This window comes from Alterinioella sp. B-7, from assembly GCF_056857775.1.
The window spans coordinates 143,416-149,698 of sequence record NZ_JBSXNT010000025.1 but is presented as its reverse complement, the minus strand read 5'-3'; the positions used below and the strand labels follow the sequence as shown (position 1 = coordinate 149,698).

8 protein-coding genes and 1 riboswitch are annotated in these 6,283 nt (G+C 60.8%); of the genes, 3 read left to right on the top strand and 5 right to left on the bottom strand.

The features are described 5' to 3' along the window. Positions 1 to 45: 45 nt before the first annotated feature. The 5 genes from AC13C7_RS06610 to AC13C7_RS06590 all read right to left on the bottom strand — a co-directional run bounded on the left by AC13C7_RS06610 (position 46) and on the right by AC13C7_RS06590 (position 3,543). Positions 46 to 360, bottom strand: coding sequence for an ATP-binding cassette domain-containing protein (locus AC13C7_RS06610; RefSeq protein ID WP_482866973.1), 315 nt, complete (start codon positions 358 to 360; stop codon positions 46 to 48). After that, positions 353 to 1,081 (bottom strand): ABC transporter permease, encoded by a 729-nt coding sequence (locus tag AC13C7_RS06605; protein WP_482866972.1) that lies wholly within the window; start codon positions 1,079 to 1,081, stop codon positions 353 to 355. The genes AC13C7_RS06610 and AC13C7_RS06605 overlap by 8 nt, the downstream gene beginning before the upstream one ends. 78 nt (positions 1,082 to 1,159) lie before the next feature. Continuing rightward, positions 1,160 to 1,771 carry a YkoF family thiamine/hydroxymethylpyrimidine-binding protein gene (locus AC13C7_RS06600; protein WP_482866971.1) on the bottom strand — a complete coding sequence of 204 codons (612 nt, stop codon included), beginning with the start codon at positions 1,769 to 1,771 and terminating at the stop codon, positions 1,160 to 1,162. After that, positions 1,764 to 1,869, bottom strand: a riboswitch (TPP riboswitch). It overlaps the preceding gene by 8 nt. Positions 1,870 to 2,595: 726 nt before the next feature. Continuing rightward, the gene (locus AC13C7_RS06595) at positions 2,596 to 3,108 is read right to left on the bottom strand and encodes a helix-turn-helix transcriptional regulator (RefSeq protein WP_482866970.1); all 513 of its coding nucleotides are present in this window, start codon (positions 3,106 to 3,108) and stop codon (positions 2,596 to 2,598) included. A gap of 69 nt (positions 3,109 to 3,177) precedes the next feature. Then, positions 3,178 to 3,543 carry a hypothetical protein gene (locus AC13C7_RS06590; protein ID WP_474889773.1) on the bottom strand — a complete coding sequence of 122 codons (366 nt, stop codon included), beginning with the start codon at positions 3,541 to 3,543 and terminating at the stop codon, positions 3,178 to 3,180. Here AC13C7_RS06590 and AC13C7_RS06585 point away from each other — a divergent pair. From AC13C7_RS06585 to AC13C7_RS06575, 3 genes are all read left to right on the top strand, one after another. Beyond that, positions 3,542 to 3,727 (top strand): hypothetical protein, encoded by a 186-nt coding sequence (locus AC13C7_RS06585; protein ID WP_482866969.1) that lies wholly within the window; start codon positions 3,542 to 3,544, stop codon positions 3,725 to 3,727. The genes AC13C7_RS06590 and AC13C7_RS06585 overlap by 2 nt on opposite strands. A 486-nt stretch (positions 3,728 to 4,213) precedes the next feature. Further along, on the top strand, positions 4,214 to 5,047 hold the full coding sequence (locus AC13C7_RS06580; protein WP_482866968.1) for a MurR/RpiR family transcriptional regulator: 834 nt from the start codon (positions 4,214 to 4,216) through the stop codon (positions 5,045 to 5,047). A 187-nt stretch (positions 5,048 to 5,234) separates the two neighbouring features. After that, a complete protein-coding gene (locus AC13C7_RS06575; RefSeq protein WP_446119992.1) occupies positions 5,235 to 6,263 on the top strand; it encodes a TRAP transporter substrate-binding protein in 1,029 nt (342 codons plus the stop codon). The last annotated feature ends 20 nt before the right edge of the window (positions 6,264 to 6,283 follow it).

Below are 6,283 nucleotides of genomic sequence, written 5' to 3'. Positions count from 1 at the left end.
CGCATTCATCGCTGGACGGGAAGACACCCGATCAGGCATATCACATCACGCCGCGACAAATCCCGGTCGCGGCATAACCGAGCGGGAAATCCACTTACGAAACGGCTCGAAACTGTTCAGACAAACCAAGCCACCTCTGTCGCGATGTGGCAAGGCCGCGATCCTGCCGCCAACCGTCGCCGTGCCGTGGGCCTCCAACTCCTGCGCCAGAACACCGGCGAGCCATTTGACGACCGAGCTCTTGCCGCACCCCGATGGTCCGATCAGACATGTCAGGCCGCCGGTGGTCAGATCGAGCGCGAGATCCTCGACCAGCGGCTCGGTCCCGGCCCGGATCGTGAGGCCTCGCACCTCAAGCATCGGTGACCCTCCGATACCGACGGCTCGTCGCGCGCTCGACGCCCTGGATCACCGCCAGCAGCGCGAGCGTGAGACAGGCCGACACGACCACCGCCGACAGAACCAAGTCCGCCCGAAAGTTGTTCTTTGCCGACAGGATGTAGATGCCAAGACCCTGCCGCGCGCCCGCATATTCGGCAAGGATCGTTGCCACAATCGCGTAGGTCGCCGATATCCGCAGACCGGCGAAGAAATTCGCCCGGGCCGAAGGCAGCGTGGCACGGTGAAAGACAACCCACCGTGTGGCGCCCATCGAGACAAGCTGATCACGAATGGCACCCGCCAGGCTCGCATAGCCGGACATCAGGCTGACAACCATCGGAAAGAAGGTGACGAGAATCACCAGCAGCACCTTCGGCAACAGCCCGAAACCGAACCAGAGCACCATGAGGGGGGCCAGCGCCACGATGGGCACGGTCTGGCTGGCGACGAGAAGCGGCAACATGCCCCGGCGAAGCCATCCGGAAAAGTGAAGCAGGATGGACACCGCGAAGGCGAAGATCACCGACAGGCTGAACCCCACGCCTGCGACGCCGAGCGTCGCCAGTGCGTGCCGCCCGATCTCGGATCGCTCGACCCACAGGCCGTTCATGACGTCGCTCGGCGCGGGAAGCACCAGGGAAGAGGCATCCGTCAGGGACACGTAGCCTTCCCACCCGCCGAGAAAGACGGAGATCAGCACGAAGGCCGGAGATATATATCGCAAATACACCATGACGCACCGGATCGCGGACAGGCAGCGCCCCCGCTTGCCGCAATCTCAGCCGAGGCTCGGGCTGTTGGCCGACGCCGTCAGGTCGATGGTGACGTGACCTTCTGCAGGGCCGAAGCGCAGAAACGTTTGGCGCAGCGTCTCGAACACCGCCCCTGCGTCACCGCGCAAGCGCGTGCAAAAATTCTTCGATTTCAGGAATGTGCCGCTGGTCTTCAGAAAACCGATGCAGCCATAGATTTCGTCCATATGGCCCCCCGTGCCCATCACGTAGAGCGAGAACTGCACGTCGATGCCGACCCCCAGATCGGGCGCATCCTTCACGGCTCGGGCTGCCAGCTGCTGCCGTTCCGCCAGGGATTGGTCCTGGGCCCGGTCCAGCGCGTCGCACCGGCAGTTGGGATCGTCCGGCTCGCCCGGACAACCGCGCGACAGGGTCACGTGCATGGTCACATGCTCAGGGCCCTTGGCGGCAGCCGCGAACAGATCGCGGATCGCGTCGAACAACGGCTCCGGCGCGCCGACCATGAGCGTCGACATATCGTCGGTCTCGATCCTCAGGTCGTCATGGTAGGGGGAGAGGGCGTCGAGCCCTGCAGAAATGACATCCACGAAATCGGACGTCATCGGATACAACGACACTTGCGCGCCTATGAACATGGTAGCACCTCGCTCCGCTGGCATTATCCAGATCAGCTGTGAAGGGTTCACGCTCATCGCGCATCTCAGCTCCTGTCGGAGCACCCCCGGTTATGTGCCGGCACCATCTTTCACCCGGTTGATCATGTCAACCCGGGCCATGGATGCGGTTCGGTCCACCAATCGTGGATCGTGCCGAAGTCGCTCAGGATTGCACAGGTGATGAACCGTTTCCGCGAAGCGGCGAGTCTCTGCTGGATGTAAGGCAGCAGTAGCAAGCGTGGAGCAGCAGCGATGTTACCGGCGTGCAGATGTGCAGAAGCCATCATTCTGGTCGCAGGAGGATGCGCGGGAGTTGGAGTGCTTGCCTCCCAGCACTTGCAGTGTGCCGACTGCAGCTGTGCTATGCTATTTTGACCCTCGCCGGACGACGCCTCCGTCTTGCGTTGTAATTCAGGATTTGATCAGAATCCCCGAAGTGTCACATGCCTTGAGACGGCTTCTGTCCAACCGACGTTCCATTACCGTAGAGAAGCACGAGAAGCATCATGTGAGGAATGGCAAAGCGTTCATTGAACTAGGAACGGACAGGTCGCCGGATCCCTTGGAGTGACCTTGCCCGCGTTTTACCCGACACTCAGGCGGTTGCGGTATGGGCTGCTATGAACTCGCGAGGTGAGCGTATCTTCAGCTCCGAGTGCGGGTGGTTTTCATTGTAGTTTTCGAACCACCCGGCAATCAATCCAAGGACGGTCGCGGCGGCCGCATCATGCGCGCCGCCGGAAGTGTCGTTGCGCTTGATCAGCTGGCGAACGTCAACAGTTCTGTCTTTTTGGATGGATCATTCAATCCTGACCGGGAACCAGTGTATCGCCGACGATCTCCTCCATGAAGTGGGTCACCAAGCCAATTCTGCCCTGGACGTCCGCCTTGCGAAAGACGGCAGCGCTTTGCGATTTGACGGTGCCCTCGCTCTTGCCTGTCATTTCGGCAATTTCGGCATTCGAGAACCCCTTGATGGCAAGCAGGGCAACTTCCCGTTCGGCGCGGCTCAACTCCCATCGGTCGAATTCGGCCTCGGCCAGAGTCTGAAATGCACCGCGCGCGATCATCAGGGCTTGCTCTGCCACTGCAGCTCTTTTGAGAAGCCGACGGATCATCACGATGTTGATGGCGATGCTCAGGATCAGAGCCAGGACGGCGAACAGTTCGAAGAGTTCCCGGACGCTGTAGCCTACCGGTTGCGTCAAGATGGTCGAGACGTCGAAGGCGATGAACCCGAGGAAGAGGACTGCAAAGGTCACCTGCACTGCGATGGTGAGCAGTAGCACCAGTGAGCCATTGATGTTTCGGGGCATGTTTGCGCGTCCTCCGGTGTGACCGGGGCGGGCAAGAGGGCCCGCCCCGATCAACATTGATATCTGAGCTTAGTTCCCGATCCCGAGACCACCGTCAACGCCGATGTCGGCCCCGATGCCGTCACCGACAGGATCGACATCCACGTCAACGCCCAGGCTGGCATTGCCGCCGATCGAACCGGTCCCGGCTGGACCAGCGGTTCCGGCATTTGTAGCGCCGGAGGTATCCGCGAAGACCCGGATCACGGCATCGCTGAGAATTTCGCCGGTCGACTGGTGCAATACGATCTCCCGCAAATGCGTCGCGGCTTCGGCCTCCAGACGCACCCGGCCAAGCAGGGTGCGTGACCGGGACACGATAGTGTATCCGCGCGCCTCAAGCTCGGCGATGACAGCCAGTTCCCCGCGAACCTGAACCATCTCGATCTGGCTCATGGCCTGGGCGTTCGCCGAGGACGACGTGGACGCCTGCGCCGTGTTCGGCGCGGGTTGTGCGTTTGCGGGGGCAGATTGCGGGGCGCTGCTGGAGGATTGCGCAAAGCCGGGTGTTGCGACCGATAGCACCATTGCCACCGCAGCAGCGCAGGAGGTCGTGGTCAAGGCGAAGGTCGGTCGTTGACGTCTTGTGATACGTGTCATGTCTGGATCCCTTTCGTGCAGATCTGGGGTTCGGCGAGGACGCTGTGAAGGCGTCCCCGCATTTGATGGGCCTGATATGCGGGAGGGGACCGGCGCGCGCCATTCACCTCAGGTTCAATCGTCTCGATTTGAACCGACGGGGGATCGGTCTGTCACCCTTGCTGCACCAATCTGAACCAGGGTTTATGCCGGTGGAGCCAATCCGCCAGCTGCATGCCCGTGGTGGCGGGAATTCCGAGAACCCATGATCATCCATTTGGCCCGACGGTGAGACCCTGCAGATTGGCTCTCCGTCGAAAAGCGCCATGAAGACAACTGCTCCGGCACTCTCAAATGTCTGCACTATGTGCTCACATATCGGCTTGCGCGACGGCAAACCGGCGACGTCCCGAAATGGCTGGTCTTGAGGCGCGGCGGTTTTCATGGCACGTCTGTCTGTGAAAATTTAGTTTCGCGGAGTGGCGCCATGCCCGACCGACCTTTTCTATCCCGTGTCCGCCGCATTCTGCCGGACCTGCACCCCGCCGAACAGAAACTCGGACGGCTCGTATGTGATTTCCCCGGTGAGCTTGCGAGCTATTCGGCGTCCGAGCTTGCCGACCTCGCAGGAGTGTCGAACGCGACCGTGAGCCGGTTCGTGCGCCGCCTCGGCTATGACAATTACGAAGAGGCACGGCGTCACGCACGGGAGGAAAGGGCCACCGGCTCCCGGCTTTACCTGGGCGATGCCAAGGTCGCAGCGCCACACGACCCGCGCATCTACGCGGAAACCGACATGCGCAATGTCGAGAACACCTTGGCGAGCGTCACCTCAGAGGAAATCGACCGGCTGGTGGCAGAGCTTCTGTCGGCACGCAAGGTCTGGATGTTTGGCTTTCGAGTTGGGGCATCGCTGGCTCAATATCTGCAATGGCAGCTCCTGCAGGTGATCGAAGAGTGCGTGGCCCTGCCCGGGCCAGGCCAAACGATGGGCGAACACCTTGCCGGACTGCAGCCAGACGATGTCGTGATTCTGTTTGGTATTCGCCGCCGTGTGGCGCAGATGAGCAGCATCCTCGCTGGTGTAGAACGCGCGAAGTGCAAGCTTGCCTACATCACCGACGAGAGCGAGCCCTTGCAGCCTAGTGCGGACTGGCATTTTCGCTGCATCACCGCCTCTTCGGGTCCGCTGTTCAGCCACGTCGGAGTGATGGCGCTTATGAACCTGATCGCGAATCGGACGATTGACGCGGCGGAAGATCGAGGCCGTGATCGGCTTGCCTCCATCGAGGCGGCCAACGATCTTCTGGGTGAGCTCTGACTCCGCTAACCTGTGGCAATATCGCGAAAAGCCTGTTTCAGACATCAACGAAATTCTGGCCAAATAATAAAATTGATTTTCTCAGTAACTTGAATATTGTGTATCTGTGAAAACATATTTTCATGTCTAGGTGTCGATCCGTGCCAACAGATCCGTCATCCAGACCCACCAGGAGGAGCATCAGACCATGCGCACAATATTCGCCACAACAGCCGCACTCTGCATCGCAGGGGCAGCTTATGCTGACACCAATTCGCTGCGGGTTCTTGGTCAGCCCGTCGGATCCGGGTTGATACAGCAGGAAATGGAACAGCCATTCTTCGACTCTTTCTCCGAAAATTCGGGGATGGACGTGTCCATTGACTACTTACCGGTCGATGTTGCCGGTATCCCTGACAACGACGGCATGCGCGTCGTGCGCACCGGGCTGTTCGATATCGTATCCTTCCGTGGTCCGCAGGTCAGCCGTGACGAACCCACGATGCTCGGCCTTGATCTGGTCGGTCTAAACCCCGATTACGAGAGCGGCCGGACCCATGTCGAGGCTTTCTTGCCGACCGTCAATGCTGCGGTCGAAGACCGTTTCAACGCGCGCATCCTGGGCGTCTGGCCCGCCGGGCCCCAGGTGATCTTTTGCGCGCCTGAGATCACTGGCCTGCAAGACCTCGAGGGTCTCAAGGTCCGTGTCGGCGATCAGTCCGCCGCTGCGTTCGTGGCGCAGTTCGGGGCCGTTGGCATTCCAATGCCCTTCGGCGAAGTGCAACAGTCAATCGCGCGCGGCGTTGTCGATTGCGCGATCACCGGCCCGGCTTCGGCCAATTCCGCCGGCTGGCCCGAAGTGACCACAACCGTGTTGCCGATCGCGCTTCAGCTGGCAATGAACGGCTACGTTATCAACCTCGACACCTGGAACGGCCTCGATACAGGCCAGCAGGAACAGTTGCAGGCAGCCATGGATGTCCTGACCGCCAACATCTGGGAATATTCCGAGGAACTCTACCAGGACGCCCTGAATTGCAACACCGGCCAGGAACCCTGTGAACACGGCACACCCTACAATCTGACCGCCGCCCCCGTATCCGAGGAAGACCTCGCGGCTGTCGCAGATGCACTGGTCGGTAGCTCGCTTCCTGCCTGGGCCGCGCAATGCAATGCGGTCAATGCCACATGCGAAGCGGACTGGATGGGCACGGTCGGCGCCGCGCTCGGGCTGTAAAGGCCGCGAAGGGAGGGAAC

Coding starts and splice junctions, on each gene's coding strand:
- AC13C7_RS06585 (WP_482866969.1), top strand. CDS start 3,542: ATGGCCTGGGCGTTCGCCGAGGACGACGTGGACGCCTGCGCCGTGTTC.
- AC13C7_RS06575 (WP_446119992.1), top strand. CDS start 5,235: ATGCGCACAATATTCGCCACAACAGCCGCACTCTGCATCGCAGGGGCA.
- AC13C7_RS06600 (WP_482866971.1), bottom strand. CDS start 1,771: ATGTTCATAGGCGCGCAAGTGTCGTTGTATCCGATGACGTCCGATTTC.
- AC13C7_RS06610 (WP_482866973.1), bottom strand. CDS start 360: ATGCTTGAGGTGCGAGGCCTCACGATCCGGGCCGGGACCGAGCCGCTG.
- AC13C7_RS06590 (WP_474889773.1), bottom strand. CDS start 3,543: ATGAGCCAGATCGAGATGGTTCAGGTTCGCGGGGAACTGGCTGTCATC.
- AC13C7_RS06580 (WP_482866968.1), top strand. CDS start 4,214: ATGCCCGACCGACCTTTTCTATCCCGTGTCCGCCGCATTCTGCCGGAC.
- AC13C7_RS06595 (WP_482866970.1), bottom strand. CDS start 3,108: ATGCCCCGAAACATCAATGGCTCACTGGTGCTACTGCTCACCATCGCA.